This window comes from Desulfitobacterium hafniense DCB-2 (assembly GCF_000021925.1).
GTDB lineage: Bacteria > Bacillota > Desulfitobacteriia > Desulfitobacteriales > Desulfitobacteriaceae > Desulfitobacterium > Desulfitobacterium hafniense.
This window is the reverse complement of the sequence record NC_011830.1, coordinates 3,400,750-3,421,987: the sequence shown is the minus strand read 5'-3', so window position 1 is coordinate 3,421,987 and position 21,238 is coordinate 3,400,750. Positions and strand designations below refer to the sequence as shown.

22 protein-coding genes and 2 pseudogenes are annotated in these 21,238 nt (G+C 46.0%); 20 read left to right on the top strand and 4 right to left on the bottom strand.

The annotated features are described in order from the left end of the window. Positions 1 to 11: 11 nt before the first annotated feature. The 4 genes from glgD to DHAF_RS15955 all read left to right on the top strand — a co-directional run bounded on the left by glgD (position 12) and on the right by DHAF_RS15955 (position 7,970). Entirely contained in the window at positions 12 to 1,130 is a 1,119-nt protein-coding gene (gene glgD / locus DHAF_RS15970) for a glucose-1-phosphate adenylyltransferase subunit GlgD (protein WP_015944465.1), read from the top strand. A 4-nt stretch (positions 1,131 to 1,134) separates the two neighbouring features. Beyond that, positions 1,135 to 2,571 (top strand): glycogen synthase GlgA, encoded by a 1,437-nt coding sequence (glgA, locus tag DHAF_RS15965; RefSeq protein ID WP_041271981.1) that lies wholly within the window; start codon positions 1,135 to 1,137, stop codon positions 2,569 to 2,571. Positions 2,572 to 2,582: 11 nt separating this feature from the next. Then, positions 2,583 to 6,170, top strand: a complete 3,588-nt coding sequence (locus tag DHAF_RS15960; RefSeq protein ID WP_041271980.1) for a bifunctional glycogen debranching protein GlgX/4-alpha-glucanotransferase — start codon at positions 2,583 to 2,585, stop codon at positions 6,168 to 6,170. A 198-nt stretch (positions 6,171 to 6,368) separates the two neighbouring features. Continuing rightward, on the top strand, positions 6,369 to 7,970 hold the full coding sequence (locus DHAF_RS15955) for a glucose-6-phosphate isomerase (RefSeq protein WP_015944462.1): 1,602 nt from the start codon (positions 6,369 to 6,371) through the stop codon (positions 7,968 to 7,970). A 48-nt stretch (positions 7,971 to 8,018) separates the two neighbouring features. On the opposite strand, the gene DHAF_RS15950 is transcribed toward DHAF_RS15955, so the two are convergent. Continuing rightward, the gene (locus DHAF_RS15950; protein WP_018306151.1) at positions 8,019 to 8,219 is read right to left on the bottom strand and encodes a type II toxin-antitoxin system RelB/DinJ family antitoxin; all 201 of its coding nucleotides are present in this window, start codon (positions 8,217 to 8,219) and stop codon (positions 8,019 to 8,021) included. Positions 8,220 to 8,257: 38 nt separating this feature from the next. On the opposite strand from DHAF_RS15950, the gene DHAF_RS15945 reads away from it, so the two are divergent. The 14 genes and pseudogenes from DHAF_RS15945 (at position 8,258) to DHAF_RS15880 (ending at position 16,656) form a co-directional block, all read left to right on the top strand. Further along, positions 8,258 to 8,455: a hypothetical protein gene (locus tag DHAF_RS15945; protein ID WP_005812623.1), complete on the top strand. Its 198-nt coding sequence runs from the start codon at positions 8,258 to 8,260 to the stop codon at positions 8,453 to 8,455. A gap of 53 nt (positions 8,456 to 8,508) precedes the next feature. Continuing rightward, on the top strand, positions 8,509 to 9,165 hold the full coding sequence (locus DHAF_RS15940) for a hypothetical protein (protein ID WP_015944461.1): 657 nt from the start codon (positions 8,509 to 8,511) through the stop codon (positions 9,163 to 9,165). A 26-nt stretch (positions 9,166 to 9,191) separates the two neighbouring features. Beyond that, a complete protein-coding gene (locus tag DHAF_RS15935) occupies positions 9,192 to 10,805 on the top strand; it encodes a hypothetical protein (protein ID WP_015944460.1) in 1,614 nt (537 codons plus the stop codon). 327 nt (positions 10,806 to 11,132) lie between these two features. Continuing rightward, entirely contained in the window at positions 11,133 to 11,399 is a 267-nt protein-coding gene (locus DHAF_RS15930; RefSeq protein WP_005812614.1) for a type II toxin-antitoxin system Phd/YefM family antitoxin, read from the top strand. Further along, positions 11,389 to 11,592 (top strand): type II toxin-antitoxin system RelE/ParE family toxin, encoded by a 204-nt coding sequence (locus DHAF_RS15925; RefSeq protein ID WP_015944459.1) that lies wholly within the window; start codon positions 11,389 to 11,391, stop codon positions 11,590 to 11,592. Before DHAF_RS15930 ends, DHAF_RS15925 begins: the two co-directional genes overlap by 11 nt. 21 nt (positions 11,593 to 11,613) lie before the next feature. Continuing rightward, a complete protein-coding gene (locus DHAF_RS15920; protein WP_015944458.1) occupies positions 11,614 to 11,901 on the top strand; it encodes a type II toxin-antitoxin system RelB/DinJ family antitoxin in 288 nt (95 codons plus the stop codon). Next, the gene (locus DHAF_RS15915) at positions 11,894 to 12,193 is read left to right on the top strand and encodes a type II toxin-antitoxin system YafQ family toxin (RefSeq protein WP_015944457.1); all 300 of its coding nucleotides are present in this window, start codon (positions 11,894 to 11,896) and stop codon (positions 12,191 to 12,193) included. Before DHAF_RS15920 ends, DHAF_RS15915 begins: the two co-directional genes overlap by 8 nt. A 397-nt stretch (positions 12,194 to 12,590) precedes the next feature. Next, a complete protein-coding gene (locus DHAF_RS15910; RefSeq protein ID WP_015944456.1) occupies positions 12,591 to 12,791 on the top strand; it encodes a hypothetical protein in 201 nt (66 codons plus the stop codon). Next, on the top strand, positions 12,782 to 13,762 hold the full coding sequence (locus tag DHAF_RS15905) for a polyprenyl synthetase family protein (protein WP_015944455.1): 981 nt from the start codon (positions 12,782 to 12,784) through the stop codon (positions 13,760 to 13,762). Before DHAF_RS15910 ends, DHAF_RS15905 begins: the two co-directional genes overlap by 10 nt. Beyond that, on the top strand, positions 13,743 to 14,081 hold the full coding sequence (locus DHAF_RS15900; protein WP_015944454.1) for a hypothetical protein: 339 nt from the start codon (positions 13,743 to 13,745) through the stop codon (positions 14,079 to 14,081). The genes DHAF_RS15905 and DHAF_RS15900 overlap by 20 nt, the downstream gene beginning before the upstream one ends. Positions 14,082 to 14,094: 13 nt before the next feature. Next, entirely contained in the window at positions 14,095 to 14,523 is a 429-nt protein-coding gene (locus DHAF_RS15895; RefSeq protein WP_015944453.1) for a hypothetical protein, read from the top strand. A gap of 659 nt (positions 14,524 to 15,182) precedes the next feature. After that, positions 15,183 to 15,333 (top strand): annotated as a pseudogene (locus DHAF_RS26860) (ATP-binding cassette domain-containing protein); the annotation flags it as partial. 167 nt (positions 15,334 to 15,500) lie between these two features. Further along, a complete protein-coding gene (locus DHAF_RS15885) occupies positions 15,501 to 15,965 on the top strand; it encodes a hypothetical protein (protein ID WP_015944451.1) in 465 nt (154 codons plus the stop codon). A gap of 88 nt (positions 15,966 to 16,053) precedes the next feature. Next, the gene (locus DHAF_RS15880) at positions 16,054 to 16,656 is read left to right on the top strand and encodes a hypothetical protein (RefSeq protein WP_015944450.1); all 603 of its coding nucleotides are present in this window, start codon (positions 16,054 to 16,056) and stop codon (positions 16,654 to 16,656) included. A gap of 15 nt (positions 16,657 to 16,671) precedes the next feature. On the opposite strand, the gene DHAF_RS15875 is transcribed toward DHAF_RS15880, so the two are convergent. The 3 genes and pseudogenes from DHAF_RS15875 to DHAF_RS15865 form a co-directional block, all read right to left on the bottom strand. Continuing rightward, positions 16,672 to 17,820: an MGDG synthase family glycosyltransferase gene (locus DHAF_RS15875; protein ID WP_015944449.1), complete on the bottom strand. Its 1,149-nt coding sequence runs from the start codon at positions 17,818 to 17,820 to the stop codon at positions 16,672 to 16,674. A 91-nt stretch (positions 17,821 to 17,911) separates the two neighbouring features. Beyond that, positions 17,912 to 18,580, bottom strand: coding sequence for a TVP38/TMEM64 family protein (locus DHAF_RS15870; RefSeq protein WP_041271979.1), 669 nt, complete (start codon positions 18,578 to 18,580; stop codon positions 17,912 to 17,914). Between the two features lie 748 nt (positions 18,581 to 19,328). Continuing rightward, positions 19,329 to 19,967: pseudogene (locus DHAF_RS15865) on the bottom strand (IS256 family transposase); the annotation flags it as partial. Between the two features lie 218 nt (positions 19,968 to 20,185). On the opposite strand from DHAF_RS15865, the gene DHAF_RS26785 reads away from it, so the two are divergent. Both DHAF_RS26785 and DHAF_RS15860 read left to right on the top strand, forming a co-directional pair. Beyond that, positions 20,186 to 20,254 carry a group II intron maturase-specific domain-containing protein gene (locus tag DHAF_RS26785; RefSeq protein ID WP_080518310.1) on the top strand — a complete coding sequence of 23 codons (69 nt, stop codon included), beginning with the start codon at positions 20,186 to 20,188 and terminating at the stop codon, positions 20,252 to 20,254. A gap of 627 nt (positions 20,255 to 20,881) precedes the next feature. Further along, positions 20,882 to 21,136, top strand: coding sequence for a hypothetical protein (locus tag DHAF_RS15860; protein WP_015944447.1), 255 nt, complete (start codon positions 20,882 to 20,884; stop codon positions 21,134 to 21,136). The last annotated feature ends 102 nt before the right edge of the window (positions 21,137 to 21,238 follow it).

The following is a 21,238-nucleotide window of genomic DNA, read 5'->3' as shown; positions in this document are numbered from 1 at the left end:
GAGGGGGAATAATGACTAATGCTATCGGCATGATTTTTGGCAATCTGAATTCAAGTGCGTTACAAGGGCTGGACCCCAACCGACCCATAGGAACAGTTCCTTTTGGAGGGCGCTACCGGCTTTTGGACTTTGCTCTCTCCAGTATGGTCAATTCCGGCATCCACACAGTAGGTTTAATCACACCTCAGCAGTACCGGCCTATGCTGGATCATTTGGGGGCCGGCAGGGACTGGTCTTTGGACCGCAAATCGGGAGGTTTGTTTTTCCTCCCCGGAGTTATTCATAGTCTGAACCATACCGTTCATTTTAGCTTGCAGGATATTGCTGTCAATATTGATTTTCTGGAGAAAGATTGTGCGAAGAATATCATCATCAGCAGCTCCGACCAAGTATTCAACCTGGATTTCCGGCCTGTTTTAGAGGAGCATGAACAGGCGCAAGCGGATATTACTTTGGTTTATAATCAATCGGTTCATCCCCCGGAGGGGAGCGAGCGGATTTACTTAAGGATGAATGCCCATAAAAAGGTGACGGCCATGTCGAAAAGCAAAGAAGTGGCAGGCTTGCAGAGCCCCTGGAACTACTTTATCGATATCCTGATCATCCGGCGGGAGCTTCTGCTGCAGATGCTCAGGGGTTATGGCAGCATCGGTACCATTGAATTGAGCGAAGTCATCGCCCATCATCTTGACATCATTAATGTACAGGGCTATTTTTGCGGCGGGTATGTGGGACGGATTCGTTCCGTGCAGGACTATTTCCTTAATAACATGGCTTTATTGCAGGAAGAAGTCCGCCGGGATCTCTTTATTAATACCCGGCCGATCCGGACCAAGATCAGAGATAACCCGCCGACCAAATACGGCAAGCAGGCTCAGGTCAAAAACTCCCTGATTTCCAGCGGCTGCACTCTCGAAGGAAAAGTGGAAAATACCATCCTTTCCCGGGGGGTAGTGATTGAAGAAGGCTGTGAGGTGCGGAACTGCATCATCATGTCCAAATGCGTGATCGGCAAACATTCCGTTCTTGAGAACCTGATTATGGATAAGTTCGTGGAAATCAATGAGGGAAGTGTTTTGAAAGGTCAGCCCAATAAACTGATGGTCATACCCAAAAAGGCCGTTATCTAGAGAAATGTTCCTTTGCTGCTTTGGAGGAGGTGCGCAAATGAAGGTTCTTTTTGCTATAACTGAAGCTGAGCCTTTTGTCAAGACAGGAGGCCTGGGAGAAGTAGGACGATATCTCCCTTTAGCTCTTCAGGAGCAGGGTGTGGAGATTCGGGTCATTCTTCCCCAATACAGCAGTATTCCCCGGAATTATTTGCAGAAGATGAAGACGATTAAAGAATTCACAGTTCCTCTGGCCTGGAGAAATCAATATTGCGGATTAAAGGAATTAAAGTATGAGGGCATCCATTATTATTTTTTGGATAATGAATATTACTTCCGGCGTTCAAGATGCTATGGGGACGGGGATGAAGGAGAGCAGTACGCCTATTTCAGCCGGGCGGTCCTGGAGAGCGTCCGTTACCTGCCTGAGTTTAAACCGGATATTATCCATTGTCATGACTGGCATACGGCCTTGGTGCCCCTGTTTTTAAAAGCCTTTTATGCCCAGGATACCCTTTATTACAATATAAAGACCTTATTCACCATCCATAATCTGAAATATCAGGGGATATTTCCTCGGGAGGTCCGGGAGGATGTTCTGGGGTTGAGTGGAGAGCTTTCTTCTTCAGCCCAGCTTGAATTTTATGGCGGAGTCAATTTTATGAAGGCCGGGATCATGCACAGTGATCAGGTCACCACCGTGAGTCCCACCTATGCCCGGGAAATTCAGCATCCCTATTTTGGGGAAGGCCTCCATGGAGTCATTCAGGGGCGGAAAGATTCCTTGCTGGGGATACTTAATGGTGTCCCCCGGCCTTGGCCTTCCCCAACTTTGGCCGATAAAAGAGCAAACAGGATGAAGCTCCAGGAGCAGCTGAATTTTACGAACAATGAAGAGATCCCCATCCTCAGTATGATTTCACGCTTGGTAGAACAGAAGGGGCTGGACCTGCTTCTGCATGTGCTGGATGAGATTCTGGCCTTGGATATCCGGCTGGTTGTCTTAGGCACGGGAGACGCCCATTATGAGGAGCGCCTGCAAAGGTTTGCGGAAGGGTATCCCGGCAAGTTACGAGTTATATTAGGCTATCAGGAAGAACTGGCCCACAGGATCTATGCCGGGGCGGATATCTTTCTCATGCCTTCCCGGTTTGAGCCTTGCGGTATAGCCCAGATGATCGCCATGAGCTATGGCACCATTCCTATCGTTCGGGAGACGGGGGGTTTAAAAGATACTGTCAGGCCCTATTCCCCAATCTCGGGGGAAGGGAATGGATTCACCTTTACTGATTACAATGCTCATGAACTCCTCTATGCCATTCAAAAGGCGGTGGAGATGTTCCGGAATCAAAAAGATACTTGGCAAAAGCTTCAGGAAAATGCCCTGAGTTCGGATTTCAGCTGGAACCGATCCGCTGCCCGGTACCGGGATGTCTACGAGAGCTTGTATTATTCTTCGTAAATTTAGGAGAGATGTCTGTGGTATTGGCTTATCATAATTCTCACGATCCCTTCTTCCGCAGCCCCTTTGGGGCTGTTCCATGCGGCGGCCTGCTGCGCTTAAGACTGCTTATGCAGCCGGAGGATTCTTCTGGTGCGGGCAGTCCGGTTCAGGAATGCTTTTTGCGCTTATGGGTGCAGGACCGGGAGGAGCGGCTGCCCATGCTCAGGGTGGAAGAGCCGATCCTGTGGGAGATAAATAGGGAAGGAACTGTTACAGGGGAAGAGGCTATTACAGGGGAAGGGGTCCTTACGGGAGAAGGAGTCGTTTATGAGGTGGAATATCCTCTTCCCCATGAACCGGGAATCATCTGGTATTACTTTATTTTCAGGGCAGGGGGAGAAACCTGTTTCTATGGCAATAATCAGGAAGAACTGGGAGGCGTGGGTGAGCTTCGATCCTCCGAGCCTCCCGGTTATCAAATCACCGTTTACCGGCCCATGGCCTTGCCAGGCTGGTACACCCAGGGCATCATGTATCAGATCTATGTGGATCGCTTCTTTAACGGGGATGAACAGGGAAAAGTCCTCAATCCCCGCCCCCGCTCCCTGATCCATGGGGACTGGTCTGATACCCCCTTCTATATTAAAAATGAAAAGGGCGAAGTCCTACGCTGGGATTTTTTCGGCGGCAACCTTGCCGGTGTGATCAAAAAGCTTCCTTATCTTAAGGAATTAGGAGTGAGTATCCTTTATTTGAACCCCATCTTCGATTCCTCCAGCAACCATAAGTATGACACGGGGGATTATCTCACTCTTGATCCCATGTATGGGGACGAGGAGATCTTTGCCCAATTGATCAAGGAAGCCCAAAGCTTAGGAATCGCGATTATTCTGGATGGGGTGTTCAGTCATACCGGTGATGACAGTATTTATTTTAACCGTTATGGGAGATATCCTGGTCTGGGCGCCTATCAATCCCCGGATTCCCCCTATTACTCCTGGTATCAATGTCATGGGGAAGGACAGGAAAAAGAATATTCCTGCTGGTGGGGAGTGTCCACTCTCCCTGAAGTTTGGGAGATGGAGCCCTCTTATCGCGAGTTTATCATTCACTCTCCTCAAGGAGTTCTCCAATCCTGGATGAAACGGGGTATTAAAGGCTGGCGTCTGGACGTGGCTGACGAGCTTCCCGATGAATTTATCCAGGAGTTCCGCCAAATGATGAAAACAATGGACCCTGAGGGAGTCCTGATCGGTGAAGTCTGGGAGGACCCCACCCATAAATTCAGCTATGGCAAGCTCAGGCAGTATTTCTGGGGGGAAGAACTGGATGCCACCATGAATTATCCTTTGCGGAATATCTTTCTCCAGTACTTCCTTGGGCAGATCGATGCCGGTCAGGCCCATAAACGCATCATGAATCTCTATGAAAACTACCCCCGGGAAAACTTTTTCGGGCAGATGAACTTGATCGGCAGCCATGACCGGGCCCGGATTCTCACCCTCCTCGGTGAAGCGCCGCCGCCGGAGCAGCTCTCCGCCGTGGAACAGGAGCAGTATCGCTTGCCTGCCCCTGCCCGGGATCTGGCTGTCCAGCGGTTGAAACTGCTGACTTTGCTGCAGATGAGCTTTCCCGGTGTTCCCTGTCTGTACTACGGTGATGAAGCGGGCTGTGAAGGATATCCCGATCCCTATAACCGGGGGACCTACCCTTGGGGAAGGGAAGATCAGGAGATCCTCCAATGGTTTAAACGGGTGCTTCGTTATCGCCGGGAATATGAGGTGCTGCGGCAAGGCGAGTTCTCTTCCTGGTTCGAGGGAAAAGAGATCTATGTCTTGCAAAGGAAGGGTGAAAAAGAGGAGATTATTGTCCTGGTTAATCGCAGTGCTGAGGAGTCCACGGAAATGACATTGAAGCTGGAGCAGAACGTGGGGCAGGTGATCGATATCTTTGCGGGGGAAGTGCTGCACAGTCTTTCGCTTATCCTACCCCCCTTATCCGCAAAGGCCCTTTTCTATCAGAAATATGAGCGTGGTCACTATTTTAAACAGGAGATCATGACCCGTGCCTGCGGCATCCTTATGCATATCTCCTCTTTGCCGTCTCCCTGGGGCATTGGCGATCTGGGGGAAGAGGCCTATGCTTTTGTGGATTTCCTGGCTGAAGGAGGGCAAAGCCTCTGGCAGGTGCTGCCTTTGAACCCTCTAGGGCTGGGAGATTCCCCTTACCAAAGTGAGTCCGCCTTAGCCGGTAATTTTTTGCTGATCAGTCTTGATTTGCTTATTGAGGCCGGGCTGCTGACCGAAGGGGAGGCCCGCAGGGAATGGGCCGACTATGGTCAAGAGGTTAAAAAGACTGAGGGAAGCGAAGGAAGCGAAGGAAGCGAAGGAAGCGAAGGAAGCGAAGGCCTCGGGAGCGAGGGCTTTGCCTGGGTGGAACGCTATAAGGAGAAGCTGCTGCGCAAGGCTTATGAACGTTTCAAGGAGAAATTGCCCAGGTACCCTTTGGATTTAAGCAGTCCGGAGGGAGGCAGCCAGCCTGGAACTAAGGGGTACTTGGACCCTCAGGGTTATGACCGGTTTATAGAAGAGAATCAGGACTGGCTGCAAGACTACGCTCTCTATAAGTGTTTAAAGCTTAAGTTCCCCGGCAAGGCGTGGCACCAATGGGAAGAAAGCTATCGCTTGCGGAAGCCTGAGGCCCTGGAGGCTGTGACTGAAGATTATGCCGAGGAGATAAACTATATTTTCTTTGTTCAATATACTTTCGCTGATCAGTGGCAAAGGCTGAAGGACTATGCTCAGGAAAAAGGGGTAAAAATAATCGGCGATCTGCCCATTTATGTGGCCTATGACAGTTGCGACACCTGGGCTAACCGGGAGTGCTTTGCTCTGGATGAAAATAATGCTCCCGCAGGAACCGCTGGGGTGCCCCCCGACTATTTCAACCCTGAAGGGCAGAACTGGGGAAATCCCTTATACGATTGGGATGCTCTCCGGGCCGCCGATTATGCCTGGTGGAAGCTGCGTTTCCGGCAAGGGCTGGAGCGCTTTGATGCCTTAAGACTGGATCATTTCCGTGGCTTTGAGGGCTATTGGGAAGTTCCCCCTCAGGCCGGGAGCGCCAAGGAAGGCCGCTGGCTGAAAGGGCCGGGGAAAGAATTTTTCGAAAGCCTGGTCCGTGAATTGGGGCCTCTGCCCGTCATCGCTGAGGATTTAGGGTGCATTACCCCTGAAGTCAATACCCTGAGAGCTATTTTAGGATTTCCGGGGATGAGGGTGACGCAGTTTTCACCCTTGCAGCAAGAAGGGAATTATGTTGATTATTCCGGAACCCATGATAACGATACCCTGTTGGGCTGGTATCGCTCCCAAGGCTATAGCGATAAGGATTCCCTGGCGCAAGTGGAAAGGACTATCGAGGAGCTTTATCAGGGGAATGGTATCTGGGTCATTTTCCCCCTTCAGGACATTCTTAAACTGGATTCCCGGGCGAGGATGAATACTCCCGGCACAATTAAAGGGAATTGGCAGTGGCGTGTAGAAAGAGGAACCTTAACTCAGGAGGTTTGTGCGCGATTAAGGGGTTTGGCGGAAAAGTATGGGCGGTTATCCTGAAAGATGGATCTGAAAGACGGTTCTCCAGGATTTTGATTTACATCGGTCGCTCCCTTCCTGTAAATCAAAATCCTTGGGTCGGCTTTCGGGCCTTATTGGAGTAACTTTCCTGAAAAATCTGGTGACATAATTTTCCTGACGAATTTAGTTGCATGATCTTCCTGGCGAAAAAGTTTTGAGAAGAAAGATATAGAGGAGTTGGTTATCATTACTTCCTGGAAACGTTTCAAGGAGTATTTATATTATGATCAAGAGCTGGAATTGCTTTTAGATATAAGCCGGATGAATTTTAGTGCAGAATTTTTGACGGAACTGGCTGAGCCGATGAGAGATGCCTATCACCAGCTCCAGCTCCTGGAAAAGGGCGCTTTGGCTAACCCGGATGAGGGCCGGATGGTAGGCCATTATTGGCTGCGTAACCCGGACCTTGCTCCCACTGAGGAAATCGCTCAGGATATTAAAGAGACTCTCAAAGAGATCCTTGATTTTGCGGAGCAGATTCATAGTGGCAGGCTTCAGGGAGAAAAGGGAAACCCTTTTCGCAACATCCTCTTAGTGGGAGTTGGCGGCTCCATTCTCGGCCCCCGCTTTGTCGCCGATGCCCTGGCTTCTTCCCGGGATAAAATGAAGGCCTTCTTTATCGATAATGGAGACCCTGATGGAATCGACCGGGTATTAAGCCGGATTGGCGAGGAATTGCCGGCCACCCTTTGCCTTATTATCTCCAAAAGCGGTGGGACGATTGAAACCCGGAATGGCATGCTGGAGGTAAGAAGGGCTTATGAGGAAGCAGGGCTGTCTTTTCCGGATCATGCTGTGGCCATCACTCAACGGGGAAGCCAACTGGATAAGCTCAGCCAAAAAGAAGGGTGGCTGAGAGCTTTTCCCATGTGGGATTGGGTAGGGGGAAGGACATCTCTTCTTTCGGCAGTGGGACTCTTATCCCTGGCTTTGCAGGGAATTGATGTGGCAGGCCTTTTACAAGGGGCTAAAGACTGCGATGGGCGAACACGGCGCCCGGATACCTTAGCTAATCCGGGAGCGCTTTTGGCTTTAATGTGGTATTACAGCACCCAAGGCCAAGGGGGAAAGCAAATGGTAGTGCTTCCCTATAAGGACCGTCTGGAACTTTTCACTAAATATCTGCAACAGTTGATTATGGAATCTCTGGGCAAGGAGAAGAATCTTCAGGGAGAAACGGTCCATCAGGGGATAACAGTCTATGGCAATAAAGGGTCCTCTGATCAGCATTCTTATCTTCAGCAGCTCCTGGAAGGACCCGACAATTTCTTTGTGACCTTTATCGAGGTTTTGAAAGATCGGCAAGGCTCCTCCGCTTATATGGAAGAAAATAGCACCAGCGGCGAGTATTTGCAGGCCTTTCTTTTAGGAACACGGGAAGCGTTGACCCAAAAAGGGCGTGAATCTCTGACCATCACAGTCAAAGAGGTCAACGCCTACACCATTGGGGTATTGATTGCCCTATTCGAGCGGGCTGTGAGCATTTATGCCTTGTTAGTGGGTATTAACGCCTATCATCAGCCGGCTGTGGAGATGGGTAAAAAGGCAGCCGGTCAGGCTATACAATTAAAAAACAACATCGTAGAGTGTTTGAAAAAACATCCGGATAAAAGATTCTCTGTCCATGAGATCGCTCTGGCCATCGGGGAAGAGGCGCACCAGGAGATGGTGTTTAAGCTTTTGCTCCATTTAACCACTAACCCTGAGCATGGGGTGAACATGGCAGCAGGGCATCCTCTGCCGGAGAGCAGATTTTTTGTGAGCGGGCCTATACTCTAAATTACTACTGGAATGAAAAACGAGGCGCTTCGCAATGAAGTGCCTCGTTCAAGTTTGTGTTTTAAGATTCAGATCCTCCATTAAAGCACTGACGCTGTCAAAGGTTTTGCTCATATTGCGATTGTTATTGACATCATCGATAGCAGCCAAGGTTTCTGCATTAGGCTGTTCAATGCGGAGGTCGAAAGGAATGCCGCCGTAGCGAACAGAGCAATGCAGGAAAATATTGGGATAAGACCTTTGTCCCAAAATATCTATGGACGTGCAATTGAAGGAGGCGCAGGATCATGGATAAGGAGTTATCTGCTCAGGAAGCCGATCGAGAAAAGGTGCTGGACGCCTTGATGGAATATGCGGCCAAGTGCTATATGGACTATATGCTTGCCCGTGTGGATGAAGAAAAAGAGAAATTTTATCAAGAGCACACCTTTCCCGCTGAGTTAGACGTTCGTATGGAAAAATTCTTCAGGGAATTTGACCCCTAAAAGCATATGACGGGTCAACTTCATATCGAAGATTTTTAAGGGGATGCAATGTGATGACGAAAAAAAGACTCATTATAGCTGGAGTGATTATTGCAGTAATTGTTGCGATAATAGTTCTAATGAGGCTTAACAACCTGAATTCTATACCTATGCATTTGAAAGAGGAGAAAGAGATCGGTCTTGAACTTGATTTTCATTATGATTGGGCTGATATAGAACCATATTCTTATGGCAATAGAGAGCGGTTAACTTTGCCCCAGCTTACAGTAAGTTGGAACTGGAAAAAGGACAATGGAGTGATAAAAGAGGATTTAGAAGATTTACTGAAAGATGATACACTGCTTATTTTTGGGGATTTTTTTCCGGCGTGGGTTATTGGAGGGGTGACAAGGCCGGCTTATTTTGGTAGCGGTGGCTCAATATCCTTTTCCGCAGTTGAAAAGATTAAACTAATGAATGGAATAACCTGGGCAGATTCTCAAAGACTTAGTGATGTTAAGGAAATTAGGATTCCTATGAGCAAAAGCGGCTCCATCCGCATTCATCTCTTTGCTGAACATGGAAATACTGTCAATCCACCGGATAGTCTTAATATATATTATCTTCATTCGCAGAAAAAATTGTTGACCGGCTATTCCACTGTAGTTGTACAAAAAGAAGTCAAATTTTCCGGTGATCTGTCTGGGCTTGTTACAGGGAGCAACTCCTAAGGTAATAAATATTTGAAGGAGTGAGTATGATGAAAACTGAGACAGGAACAGTTCCAGCCCCGTTAAAATTAATTCCATTATTATTAATGATGTCTTTGCTCTTGACGGCTTGTTCGTCCGTGCCTTCATCTGCTCCTTCCCCCGCACCTGAGTCGTATGACTCTGAAACAGCGATTAAAAGCGAGGATGTCTATGCGCATCAGCAGGATTTTTATACGAACCAGATTTTAAACGGTAAAACGGAGATTACACCGGAGCTTATGCTGTTCTTTCACGACTATTTTTCCAAAAACGGCAATGAGCTGAGACTCTTGCCGGAATTTGCCTTCGGTAAAGCGCCGGCTTGGGACGACCTTTCCCAGTATATTATTTTCAATGCCTATGAGGACTTTGTGGACGGTTCCATCAGCGAAGAAAAATTTGACCGTCAGATAACGAGATTCTTCTGGCCGGTAATCTACACGCAAAAAGATGGAACAGGCCTTATTTATGAGAATGGGAAATATACTATCAGATATGGCTCTGATGCGCACGGTTGGGCAATTTATGAATTGACCGGACTGAAAAATAAGGGCAAGACCGAAAGAGGGCCGGATAAATGGGAGGCGACGATTCGGGGCTACTTTTTTGCTGAACTGGACAGTGACCCTGCCGAAGAAGGTTATTCGGAAAACGGCAAAGCAGTCTGGACAGCAATGAAAAAAGCAGAAAACAAAGGGCTTACCTTCTGGCAGGTGCAAGACAGCCTGGTATTGAAAAATCCGGGCTCAATACTAGAATTAGGCTGCGAATGGACCATTGAGTTTACAGTAAACGACCCGGAAGGAGACATTCATTTCACTTATATGTCCTGCAGCAGGAGCCCTAAAGACGAGCAAGTGCCGCCTCAGCAGGCGCTGCCCGACATCTATTTGTTTCAGCAGTATCCCAGCGGTTATGAGTTTATCAAAACTGTCTGCGATCTGCGTGGCGAAGCGGCAATCACTAACGAACTGAGAGAAAAGTTCAATCTCTTTGCCAGGGATTACCGCTGGTGCTATATGCCGGATATGGATGGGTATGAATCATTTTTTGATACCGGCTACAGTTATGCTAACTCTCTCGGCCATGCCAACTTTGCCGATGCGGTTTTCTATGCGCTGAGCTATCTGCGCTTTCCGGAAAAAGTCAGCGCGCCGACGGTTCAAAGTACCATAGCGGCCTTATTTGTGGCCAAAGACGGCGTACACCAGCCCATGCCGCATCAGGCTTATGGGAAAACAGCGAACTATGCGGACGGTTATTACTCACCCTGGCCGGAAGGGACGCCGGATTTCGACAGGATGTTTTTCCTGCTTACCGGTCTGAAGGTTGAAGAGCAGGAGTCCGGTGAGGTCTATATCACGGTCCAGGCGACAGAGTACTACTTTGCACATCCATCATATATACCTGGTGAAAACGAAAAGTGGCTGGCGGAAAAAGCAAAAGAGCTGGACCTTTCCGATATGGAAGCAGCAGCTAAGCTCATTGCTGAAAACAAGATGGATGGTATTAAAGGTGCAAAGGAATACGAAACAACCTTGGTTTATATGATGAAAAATACAGTTCCTGTTGATTATGCACCGCGCGTAGTTTTCAGCCGAAGCCGCAGTATCGAATGATTGTTCGTGGAAGGTCTACCCAAATCAGAATGAGGAACATTACGGCAACCAGCGAATACTATCCCTATGCAGCTCCCTCATATAAATCTTATTAGCCTTGGTGGATTCAGGATGATTATGCGGGAATGACAAACGATAAAAAGCTTCAAAAAAAATCAAGGGGGGCAGGTATTAAGTGTGTGATAACGGTATGCAAGAGCAGGTTGGCGTGCGTCAAAAAGGGGGATTATAGAGAGTTGTCTAAACTCCTCCTTTTTTTGCCAAACTAAGCTCTGTAAATTGTACATAATAATGCTATAATGATGTACATGAAAGGAGGCGTCAGCCATGCCCCAAATAAGACCGATAACTGATTTAAGGAACACAAATGATATCTCTGACCTGTGTCATGCAAAGAAGGAGCCGATATTCATAACAAAAAACGGCTATGGCGATTTAGTTATTATGAGCATCGAGACGTTTGACGCCATGCTGGAAGGTCGTGAGCTCGACGCGGCTATCGCGGAAGCCGAAGCCGAGTATACTTCCGACAATCAGCTTGTTGATGCAAGAGAAGCTCTATCGAAATTAAAGAGGAAACATTTTGGAAAATAAATACGCCGTAAAATTACTGCCTCGTGTCTACCGCGATTTGGACGGCATATATGCTTATATTGCTGAAACGCTGACAGAGCCGGTTATCGCTTTAAAATTGTTGGATTCCTTGGAAGAAGCCATTTTCAGCCTAGAGAGCATACCTCAAAGAGGAGCGCTGAGAAAAACGGGTGCTTATGCCGACAGGGGTTGAATATAGTAAAGCAGGGAGTTGATGATTATGGCTGACACGACGAATATAACCATTCGTATGGATGTTGAATTAAAAAAACAGGCTGAGCAGCTTTTCTCTGAGCTTGGAATGAACATGACGACAGCCTTCACTATTTTCCTGCGTCAGGCCGTGCGTCAGCAGAGAATTCCCTTTGATATTGCTCTTGAGAATCCGAATGCCGAGACGATTGCCGCCATGGAAGAGGCTGAGCGCGTCAGCCGTGACCCTTCGGTTAAAGGCTATACTGATATCGATCAGATGATGAAGGAGCTTTTGGCTGATGTATGAAGTGAAGTCGACTAATCGCTTTAAGCGTGATCTGAAATATATCCAGCGCAGAGGCTATGATATGCGCCTTCTTACGGCAGTCATTCAAACACTGGCTTCAGGAGAGCCTCTTACTGAAAAGCATAAGGATCATGCGTTGAGCGGCATTTGGTCAAAGTATCGGGAGTGTCACGTCACACCGGACTGGTTGCTCATTTATAAGGTTGAAGATGACATACTCGTTTTGACCCTCACCCGTACCGGAATTCATAGCGACTTGTTCGGACAAGGCAACTGCAGACAATGCTTATGAGAGGGTCCCCGTATGTTCAAAGAATTCGCAAAGAGGTAGGCGCTGCCCTGCAAGAGGTAGTGCCTATCTCTTTGCTTTTCCGTATCGGTTGAGGTTCTGCCAAGCCAGAGCCAACCCCTTTCTACCTAAATTACCAACCGGTTGGTAATTTGAACCTTAAAGCCTGGAAGTTTAAGGAGCGATATGCCTTCTACGCTAATGACAATAAATATTAGTTCTAACCTAGTATAAATACCTGGAAAACAATTTGTAAAACCTGGTATTAATACGGATGCGCATTGTATGAAAGAAAGTATATAATGAAAAATACTACGATTCTTATGCTTGTTTAATAAAACCCATTTAACTTATAATGATAATGACAAAATAATACCATTTTAGGAAAGGAGAGGGGAATATGAATTTCGATCAATTGGCTAAAGTCGTCCACGAACTGGTGCAAAGGCAGAACAATGGGGAGACTGAAGCCCTGAAATCCGAAGCTTTTCAGGGAATGACTATGAGGGAGCAGGAGGCCGTTATTGATGGATTTTCCAAGCTTCACTTATCTGGAGATTCTGTCGCGATAGGGATTGGGCCTTATAGCCAATGGGCTTAATAGACGATTCTATAAGTGTGGAGCAGCAGATTGCAGGTGGAATAGAACGGTTCTTGGCGGAATCCGGGTCTGCCGGGCATCTTTCAGGTATAGTCTTGGAATGGGTGCGCGCGGAGAATAAGCCAGGTGGGAAGCAGTATCCATGGGGAAATTTGCTTTTTACCATTGGGGATGTCTTTGGCGATAGTCAAGAGACCATCGTACATGGCGCTGTGGCTATGGAGCTCTACGCGCTGGCAGCGGACATATTTGATGATATAGAGGATCAGGATAATGATGAGCTGCCTTGGCGGACAATTCCGGCAGCCCAGGCCATAAATACAGCCAACTTAATTCTGTTCCTGTCCTTCAAAGCATTAGCAGCGATTAACGATCAGGCTCTTTATCGCCAGGCCAATGATATTTTTCAGACGATGGGGATTACGGCCTGCCATGGGCAAAACCAGGAGTTCCTTTATGAAGGGCAGGATGCCATAACCCTCGCTCAATATTTTGATACAGCCCGTAAAAAATCCGGCGCTCTAACCGCAGGGACTTGTAAACTGGCGGCGGTTTTAGCCGGATGCGATACCAGCTTAATTCTCGATTTGGAGAAATTTGGTCAAAACCTCGGTATCATCAGTCAAATCAAAAATGATCTCCGGGACTTGTTCCGAGTTGAGGCTAAAAGTGATGTGAGACTGGGCAAAAAAACTCTGCCCTTGGTTTATCTGGCCAATGTATTAAAACAAAATAGAGAGAAAACAGAAGAGCTGCATAAGCTCTGTTCACCGGCACGGCGAAAGGGAGCGGAATTCGGGACCGCGGAAACGGACCGGTTGCGCCGATTCGTTATACAGGAAGGTGCAGCGCACTACTGCTCGGTTATATGTGCATGCTTTAAGCAGGAAGCGGTGGAAATTCTGGACACCATGAATATAGCAGAGGAGCAGAAAAGGAAGTTGATCGCACTTGTGGAAAATCAAACATAAAAATTGGGCATTGCTTCTGAGCAATGCCATTTTTGTCATACTGTGTCTGGTCTGCCTGATTGGTTTGCTGCACCATCCGTATATCGGCCTTGTTTTGGAGAATACAGAAGAGGCATGGACGGTAGTGACCGTAGATCCCTATGGCGAAGGAGGGAGCGCAGGTATCAACGAGGGCGATATTATCCTGCAAATAGACGGTCTGGCTCCTGAATTGCATCCGTCAGTTCAGAAATGGCACGAAATAGCAGGGGTCTCATTACTCACTGTGCAAACTCCAGGAGAAGCGGCACGGACGGTTTATATGGCACAAACTGATTAAGGAGAATGTTAATATGAAAAAGAATAAGTTTTTTTTTATTACTGTGCTAGCTTTGAGTCTAATGCTTTTAAGTTTAACAATATTAAAAGCGCCTGATTATATAAATGAAATTAAGCCATATCTAGACATTATACACAAATTAAATTTAGAATATGGTTTAGAAGGTGACTCAAAAATAAGACTGGTTCAAGGTGAAGAACAAAATTTCTATTCTCATGTTAAGAATATGTCTTTAAAAGAATATGAGAAAAATGCACGTAAAGCCTATGAGCAAGCGCTCCGTATTCCTACAGTGATAAAATCAGACCCAAACTCTGGCATTGAATATGGCTATTATTTATCTGACAACTATTCATATGATAATGAAATTAAAGAAGGTAAAAGGATTGCTGCAAAAAAGATAAGCCATGGCCTTCTAAACTTCTCGGACTACCCTGAATAATGCTCGGGAGTTTTCCTCGGAACGTCCTCCAGGTTCTGAATCACTTATAATTTGGCACAGAATAGCAAGGGGAATGTTTGGAAGAAAGGCTTTCTGTCCGGTCAACCTTCCCTTTCGGGGTCGGAAATTATTAAATGAATTGTTTTGAAACAGATCCGGGAAACATCGTTTTTTTGTGTATATTCCGCTCATTGAGTAACGTTTGCACGGACAGATAGCCAAAGATTTACTTACGATGATATTTATATAGTGCTGGGTATTTTATAGATGCAACACCATCACTATCCTTTCGATTAAAAGAATCGGAATGTTGTATTCAACATTTTGTTTATTCCTCCATAATAGAGACGTCTGGTGATTAACCAAGACGAATCTATTATGGAGGTTTCTCTATGCAAAAGAACATGGAAGCAATCGATTGTGTTTTGGCATTTCTCCAAAAGATCTCTCTCAGTAATAGTAGCATTAGGCAGTATAAGATTTTAGAAAAGAATTGGGACGGGATACGCTCAATAAAAGTCAACCCAATCTGCGGGAATTTCTCGTCTATGCCGCCCAGAACAACCCTGTGCAGATTATTCGGCGCCGGATTTTTCAGAACGTATAAGGAGTATATTGGGATATTCGCGGCAATGTGGTTAGTTCTAGTTCCTAGTTTGCTATTTGGTGGAGAGCAGCAACGGATCGCGCTGGCCCGTTTATTTCTAAAAAAATGTGAGATCATTTTAGCAGATGAACCCACAGGCTCTCTGGACGCCAAAAACGCTCAAAAAATTAAAAGATCGGGCAGGAAGGGTTATCGAACTATAGAAGATCCCCCTAGGTTATGGCCTTGTAGTGAATGGATCGAGTGTCCCTTTACCTAATTTTACTTTCATTATGAACATAATAATCCAGAAGTGATTAAATATCGGAAGATTTATTTACGATAATATTTATATAGACGATCATTTAAAAATATATACAGGAGTGATTCTATGAGAGTTAGCATGGAGTATAATCCATTGTTGTACTCAAGAACCAATATAAATCTGAGTGCAAACCAAAAGACTGATGTTTTCTTTAGCCTTCTGGAAAAATCCGCCCCAGAACAAAAAGAGCATGTGGCTACCGACATTTGGGAAGAGTTATCCAGAAGCCATAATATAAGAAATGCATCTTTCAGGGAGATTCAAGAGATATCCGCTAAACTCTATAAGGCAGGGCAAATATCCTTGTTTGATCACGGAATGCTAACCTTCGAACCTATGTTGGCTCCGCCTGGATCCCTGAAAGCTAATCTACATATGACCTCATTTAATGCGGATGGTAGGAAAGATTGGATTGCAGAATATGAGCAGCGAGCTCAAAGCGATCTGAAAACCGGCAACCCTATGGGTTATGTTCAAAATCAGAAGGTTGTTGAAATTCTTAGGCATCTTTTTAATGATTTAGATGAATAACTGTTAAATTATTTTAAAAATGTATTTTGAAAGGTGACAATATCTTGAAAGAATATCGTCACTCAATTATTAGAAGGTGGGATGTCATATGAAAATAAATGACTTAACCTCTGCAAGAGTAATCTCTAATAATAATCGTCTGCAAAGCAATTCTCAGCAATATGAAACATTACAAATAAATAAAATCTCAAAGCAGCCTCCAAAATGGGAGCAACTTCTATCAACCGATCTGCCAAATGTAGCAGATCCAAATACTAATAGTATTAATATTAAAGAGGGTGAGATGAAAAGTATTGGAACAGTGGATGGTATCCCATTGAATATATTCTTTGACTCTTATGGGATGAATACTAATTTCTCTACCGCTATCCACCGTGATGATCCCGTTAATTCGGATAGAAATAGATTTGCGTTTTTATTACTTGACAAATATACGACAGCACAACGGGCTAAAGCGGATTCACTTAGCGGTCGTTTTCAAATGCTCTACTCGGTTGCTAAGGGTGATATTTCTGTTAAGCAATATAATGAAACAGATTTGGGGAGAGGAGTTGCATCGACAGCTGAATTTTTAACCTCACTAGGAATTGATGTTTCGAAACCATTTTCGTTTAACAACAAAAGTTTTGTGTTGGATAGTGAGGGCAGTCTTCATGCCTTATTACAGAGCAGTCAGCTAAGCCTTCAATAAAATCGAATTGTCAACCTACCCAACCTTTCGGACCCTATTCCGCTGGCGAAACAGCTCAAGCAAATAATCCGCAGCAGTTTCCGCAGTGCGTCGGGGCAGTTTGGCGGCCGCATGACTCATTAGTTTGATTTCCTCCGGATTTTCCAGAAGATGAGTCAGAATTTGCAGGAGCTCCCCCTCGGTAGCGGCAATTTTTCCTGTTCCAACCCTTCTTAAAAACTCTGAGTTTGCTTTTTCCTGACCGGGGATAGGCTTGTAAATCACCATGGGCAGCTGCTTGGTCAACGCTTCTGACACGGTCAGGCCCCCTGCTTTGGTTATCATAAGATCGGAAACTGTCATCAATTCTTCTACATTCTCCACAAATTCGAAGAGCAGCACTCTGTTTTCCGCTTTTCGGACCAGCGGTTCCAGGGTACTGTACAGTCGTTTATCCCTGCCACAAACGATCAGCAGCTGGACAGGAAGTTTGTTTTGCATGATCAACCGGCAGATGCCTGTGGCGTTATCCAGAACCCCATACGCTCCTCCCATGACCAGTATAGTGGGCTGACCCGGATCGAGCCCGAATTTTCTGGCCAGCTCTTCCCGGTCCAGTTTGATTTCAAATTTGGGACTGACCGGTATTCCAGTAACCTTAAGGCACCCCGGATTGATGCCCCGTTGAGCCAATCCATCCGCAACCTCTTGTGAGCCCACCAGGTACAAGTCTACACCTTGATGAACCCATTGGTTGTGAATGGCATAATCGGTTACCACGGCAGCCAGGGGAACGGTTAGGATCCGTTTTTCTTTCAACTGAGCCAAAACGCCGGCTATGGTCGGATAAGTGCAGACAATAAGATCCGGCTGCACAGAATGGATATAGCTGATAAACTCCTGGCGCCCCAAACCATTTAAGAAACGCTGGAACAAGGAATCCGACGGGATATCCGATGTCCTGTAATAGAATTCCCCCCAAAGCTTGGGAGTATATTTGATCATATCGATGTAGGCGGTTTTAATCACCAAATGAAAGGCTTTATTCAAGAATGCTCCGAAATCGGCATGATAGATCTCAGTGTTGGGCCTTTTAGCCCAGATTGCCTCAATAACCGCCTCAGCAGCCTTGATATGGCCTGCACCAAAGGCAGCGGAAATGACTAACACCCGTAAATTGCTCATATTGCTCAACCTCCTGCAATGAAATTAAAGTGGCAGCCATTTCTGTAAAAGATCTCCTTTGCTGAGTCTTAGCAGCTTGGAATAGTTACGATTAACCGACTTTGAGGGATTTTCGGTTAAGTAGATAGCTAATGCTCCAGAAAATAAGAATTGCTGCTCCGCCGATCACCAGCCAAATCCACATCTTGGCTGTAATCCCCAGATAGACTAAAGCAGTTCCCACATAATAGGGAATGATGGCTAAAGCAGCTGTCCAGAAGTAGGGCCACAATTTAATCGACGGAATCATTCCGGCAGCGTAATTGACAATGAAAGCCGGGAGCGGCAGCAGCCGGGCGATAAACAAACCCCAGGTTCCTTTATCGTTAACCCAGCTATCCACCAGCTTAAACCGCTCCGGAGTCAGAAGCTTTTTAAAAAAGATCTGCCCGTAATGCCTGGCTGCAAAAAAGATAACCAAGGTACTCAGATTGCATCCCAGCCAGGCCAGAAATGTCCCAAGGTATATGCCATAGATCTTCAGGAAGACTACAACCAGGCCTTCCGAAGGAATGGGGGTCAGGCAGAAAACAGCCATGAGCATAACGGCGAGCAGCATTCCCGCCGCTCCTAAATTCTGGATGACAGCCGAAAGCTCAGAGCTCCGGTCAAAATAAAGGAAAGCCACAAGTAAAGTCAGAAAAACCCCGGTAATCAGGAAAGCGGCGCCGGAACCTTTAGTTTGCAGGTTTTTTACATTTAAGAGCTTATTCTGCATCATCAGCCTCCCGCTGTTTTAATCACTTACCTTATATTAATATGGCTCGTTCCGCTTTCTTAATTCTTATTAAACTGGTTTGGATCAATATGTTAATCTTCTGCTGTTTGTAAAACGAAAAAGTGAAGTAAAAAGTTTCATTTCCACATTAATACAATATCATGGCTAAAACATTTTGTATCCCTTGTATCATTAATTAAAAGTAAAGTAAGGGTAAAAAATGTCAACCTTCTGTTTTCTCACGGGGGCTGCCGCCACCCAGATAGATTCCTCCGTGGGTAGGGAGGACTGCTTCGCTGCTTTGCCGGAAGTAAAAGGGCTGTCCGAAATAAGTACGCGCGTACCAATTTCGGACAGCCTCTTTGAATAAAAATCCAGCAAGATGCTTTAGGGTGTTATTATAAATTTATAAAGGGTTTTCAGACATTGGAGGGAAAACCATACAAGAATACGCTTTCATGTTTCTCAGCGACCGAGGTCATGTTGCTAAACCCGTTCACATGGCCCTGGGCACGTTAATCTAAATATTAAATTATTGATAACTTTTTTCTTGGGTTCGACAGTCAAATCGCATTTAAGGCACATGGAAACAATTGAGATCCATCAACCGCGCGGGTTAAGGGGGCTATAGGGGATGGGGCTTACCCCAAAGGAATCCACCTTTTGAGCCCCATTCCACGACCCATGGAAGCATCCGGCAAGGGGCCCATGTCAAGTCTCCCCCAGAGAGGATGGGTGGGTTAACCCACACTCGTTCTTTTAGACTTCGGATGAAGTCTTTCCAGCTGGCTTTGTCTTCCTTCATTCCTTCGCTGGCTCCGATGACTTCGCGATAGCCGTCTTTGTTGACGGCCATGGCGATCAGGATGACGACACTTTCATATTCTCCACCCCAGTTGCGTTTGAGATAGATTCCATCCAGGTAAACGTAAGGATACTTTCCTTGCAGAGGCTTGTTACGCCAGGTGTCAATGTGCCCATAAACTTTCTTGTTCAGTTGATGACGGTTCCGGCGGATACTTTGGTTCCCCATAGGGCTTCTGTGATGTCCTCTACCCGGCGCACGGAGACACCGGCTAAATACATTTCAATGAGCGCTTCTTCGACAGAGCTTTCCCGCCACTTATAGCGTTCAATGATGGCTGTTTCAAAGGCTACCCTTCAGCTTGGGAACCTTAAGCTTGACCTCTCCGGAAGTTGTTACCAGGTTCCGTTAATGTCCAGACCGATAGCCTTTTCGGTCTTCTGAACGCTCGTACTTCTCGGCATCGAGCAACGCGGCGGCTTCCTGATCCAGCAAGCTGTTCAGGGTTTCTTCCACACTGTGGTGTATCAACTCTTTTAATTCTTGCTTTATTACGCCTTCGTTTAAGTGTATATATGTCTTTATTTATAGACACTCATTTTTTTATTTGTGAAATTTATTGTACCTTATCCCGCAAAAAATCACTTATGATGTGCTCGGGGGAAAGTCTCCTGCCCGGTCAAATTGGTTGTTATCAGTTACGCAGTAAAGAGATAACTCAAAGTCTGGGAATTACCAAGCGCACTGTCGACCTTCATATTGGAATATCTGACAGAAAGCCATGAGAAACACCTTCCTGGGGTATTGAAGCAGTGGCAGCAAGGCTTAATCCTATTATTCGTGGATGGGCGGGATATTTCGGATGCTACTGAAAAAGTGAATTGAGCCAGAGTTTGTTTTATGTAAATGCGATGTTAGTCAGATGATGCGGGAGCAAATACAAAAGTGTGCACCGCAGTATGAGTCAGGCTTGGGTATTGCTGAAGAGTATTGCATGGCGTACCCCAGACCTTTTCATCACTGGACCTATGCGGGGTTACAGACCAACGATGAAGATAGGAAGAGCCGTATGAAGCGAGAGTTTACCTGTAATAAATACCAGATTAAACCAGGTATAAATTCCTGGAAAATAAGTTGTAAAACCCTGCTATTAATACGGATGTGCATTATGCGCAAAGAAGCTAAAATAAGAAGTAACAGAGGCATTGTCCATTGATAAAGCTTATTTCTTTCTCGCTATCCGTGGGCAGTGTTAGAAGCAATGATGGAGGTGATGTCATAGGAAATCCGAATAGCGAAAACGTCATGTATTCAAATCTGGGCTGAGTTCGACGAAGGAGAATACAAAGATCACGCTCCCTCGGAAGTTCGTTTTAAGCAGACTGCAACTCACCCACCATCGAATCAATTTCACTTAAGCCCAGAATTGTCTGGGTCGATTTTATGAGTCGAGGAACCTGAAGGATTGGAGTAATTCAAAAATATGAGGAGTGAAATTAGTGTTTAAAACTGGATTTACTAAGAGATTAATGGCTTTACCTTTGGCGTTAATAATGGTGTTAAGTTTCGCTGTTAGTGCATTTGCCTCGACGGCTACACCTCGGGTTGAAGTGAAAGCTGATCTGAACGCCATAAGTCAGTCCCAGCCCGCTGTAAAGTTAAGCCCAATAACAGAAGAGACATTTTCGGATAGATCGGTAGAGCCTTATGGTATTAAATCTTGGCTGACAAAGCAAATGACCTTTTCTCGATAAAACGGACATTCTAGAGTTAGGGATTCTCCCAGAATCGCAGGATTGCTTCTTTTTTCATCTTAAGTAAATGCTCCAAGCTGCTCTCTCAGGGGCCAGCCCCTG

What these genes read in the sequence shown, in the direction of transcription:
- glgD (WP_015944465.1), top strand. Translation starts at nt 12, where the DNA reads ATGACTAATGCTATCGGCATGATTTTTGGCAATCTGAATTCAAGTGCG.
- glgA (WP_041271981.1), top strand. Translation starts at nt 1,135, where the DNA reads ATGTTCCTTTGCTGCTTTGGAGGAGGTGCGCAAATGAAGGTTCTTTTT.
- DHAF_RS15960 (WP_041271980.1), top strand. Translation starts at nt 2,583, where the DNA reads ATGTCTGTGGTATTGGCTTATCATAATTCTCACGATCCCTTCTTCCGC.
- DHAF_RS15945 (WP_005812623.1), top strand. Translation starts at nt 8,258, where the DNA reads ATGGATAAGGAGTTATCTGCTCAGGAAGCCGATCGAGAAAAGGTGCTG.
- DHAF_RS15940 (WP_015944461.1), top strand. Translation starts at nt 8,509, where the DNA reads ATGACGAAAAAAAGACTCATTATAGCTGGAGTGATTATTGCAGTAATT.
- DHAF_RS15935 (WP_015944460.1), top strand. Translation starts at nt 9,192, where the DNA reads ATGATGAAAACTGAGACAGGAACAGTTCCAGCCCCGTTAAAATTAATT.
- DHAF_RS15930 (WP_005812614.1), top strand. Translation starts at nt 11,133, where the DNA reads ATGCCCCAAATAAGACCGATAACTGATTTAAGGAACACAAATGATATC.
- DHAF_RS15920 (WP_015944458.1), top strand. Translation starts at nt 11,614, where the DNA reads ATGATTATGGCTGACACGACGAATATAACCATTCGTATGGATGTTGAA.
- DHAF_RS15915 (WP_015944457.1), top strand. Translation starts at nt 11,894, where the DNA reads ATGTATGAAGTGAAGTCGACTAATCGCTTTAAGCGTGATCTGAAATAT.
- DHAF_RS15910 (WP_015944456.1), top strand. Translation starts at nt 12,591, where the DNA reads ATGAATTTCGATCAATTGGCTAAAGTCGTCCACGAACTGGTGCAAAGG.
- DHAF_RS15905 (WP_015944455.1), top strand. Translation starts at nt 12,782, where the DNA reads ATGGGCTTAATAGACGATTCTATAAGTGTGGAGCAGCAGATTGCAGGT.
- DHAF_RS15895 (WP_015944453.1), top strand. Translation starts at nt 14,095, where the DNA reads ATGAAAAAGAATAAGTTTTTTTTTATTACTGTGCTAGCTTTGAGTCTA.
- DHAF_RS15885 (WP_015944451.1), top strand. Translation starts at nt 15,501, where the DNA reads ATGAGAGTTAGCATGGAGTATAATCCATTGTTGTACTCAAGAACCAAT.
- DHAF_RS15880 (WP_015944450.1), top strand. Translation starts at nt 16,054, where the DNA reads ATGAAAATAAATGACTTAACCTCTGCAAGAGTAATCTCTAATAATAAT.
- DHAF_RS15875 (WP_015944449.1), bottom strand. Translation starts at nt 17,820, where the DNA reads ATGAGCAATTTACGGGTGTTAGTCATTTCCGCTGCCTTTGGTGCAGGC.
- DHAF_RS15870 (WP_041271979.1), bottom strand. Translation starts at nt 18,580, where the DNA reads ATGATGCAGAATAAGCTCTTAAATGTAAAAAACCTGCAAACTAAAGGT.